Origin of the sequence: Bacillus sp. GMs2/2, assembly GCF_050172095.1 — a bacterium.
Classification (GTDB): Bacteria; Bacillota; Bacilli; order Bacillales; family Bacillaceae_G; genus Bacillus_A; species Bacillus_A cereus.
In genome coordinates this window covers 1-1,481 of sequence record NZ_JBNLYE010000649.1, presented here as the reverse complement: position 1 = coordinate 1,481, position 1,481 = coordinate 1, and the positions used below count along the sequence as shown (strand labels likewise).

Here is a 1,481-nt window from a genome sequence, read left to right as displayed (position 1 = left end):
TTGTGTATTTGTGAGAAATATGTGAATTTTATGTTTTGTGAAAAAATATATTATATTAACTTTCGTTCTTGTATTGCAGTTGTTATGCATGTAAAAATTTTATCAGTTCTTTATTTAATTCATCCGCTTGATCGATTGGTGAACCATGACCACTATTTGTAAGAGCATGTAACTGAGAATTTTTAATTCGTTGTTGCGTAAGCTCAGCACTTTTGTAAGGAATTAGTTGGTCGTGAACGCCGTGGAAGATTTTTGTTGGGACGTTAATTTTATTTAAATCTTTCGTTACATCTTCATTTGCAGCTGCTTGTAAAATTTTGATAAGGGCATAAGAAGCGGACTGCATACCGAGATAAGAAAACCATTCAAGGGTTGCAGCCCGTAAGTTTCTATTGAAAAAGGATAAAGATACGTCATTTAAAAATTTTGGTAAATTAGCATACATTTGATTAATGAGAGCATCTGCTTGTTCTTTCGGTACACCGTAAGGGGACTCTTGATTTTTAACAAAAGAGGGGGAGACAGCGTCAATTAATGCGAGCTTAGAAATGCGGCGCCCATGATAGCGAGACATATAGCGAATAGAAAGAGCACCACCAACTGAGAAACCGACTAATGTAACGTTCTCTACTTGGAGTGCTTCTAGAACAATTGCGATATCATCGGCTAATCGATCATACGTGTAACCAGTCCATGGCTTATCAGATTGCCCATTCCCTCGTATATCCATGGCGATACAACGAAAGCCATGCTCTGGTAAAACATTGAGTTGATATTGATACATTTGATGATTTAAAGGCCATCCGTGAACGAAGAAAACAGTCTTACTACCTGGACCAGGATTAACGTCTTGCACAAAAATATGCACATCTTTCTCGACAGTAACAAACATAAAACTCCCCCTGTTCTATCAATAGGCTCCATTCTAAAAGCTTTGTTTTACTTTTTAGGCCGTCTATATAAAACATCCTCCATAATATACGTATTAATGATCATAGATTTTATGCTCTGTATATAGTCTAAATATATTGCGTTTTTGGTACGATTTTCCTCAAATGTTCGATTTATCTTTGTTTGTCTATGAAAATCATTTATTATAATAAATGGTATTCTTTGAGATGTTATTTTGAAGGGGTGTTGAAGTGAAAGCAAGTTTTCTATCATATAAAGAAGAAGAAAGGAATGCAAAACTCCTTTTATGGGTGTTATATGTCATTGTTATTGTATATCAAATTTTCTATGCAATCGTATTAGAAGATAAATCAATAATGGATAAGGGATACACCATAATATGGCAAGTTATTTGCGGAGTAGCAATACTATGCGTGAATATATATTTACTGAAAAAAGAGAAGGCAAACCTTGTTAAATATGCATGGATATTTGCATACATAGGGATAGAAATCGCTAATATAGTTTCGTATATTTTTTATAATAAGGCGGCGTTTGATGCGACAAATATAATAGAAATTATTCTCATT

Annotated in this window: 1 protein-coding gene and 1 pseudogene; one reads left to right on the top strand and one right to left on the bottom strand. The window is 34.0% G+C overall.

Annotated features, from left to right (window positions below; genetic code table 11):
- Positions 1-82: 82 nt before the first annotated feature.
- Positions 83-892 (bottom strand): alpha/beta hydrolase, encoded by an 810-nt coding sequence (locus ACQGS6_RS28330; protein WP_326318291.1) that lies wholly within the window; start codon positions 890-892, stop codon positions 83-85.
- 250 nt (positions 893-1,142) lie between these two features.
- Between ACQGS6_RS28330 and ACQGS6_RS28325 the strand changes: the two are divergent.
- A pseudogene (locus tag ACQGS6_RS28325) lies at positions 1,143-1,481 on the top strand (ATP-binding protein); the annotation flags it as partial.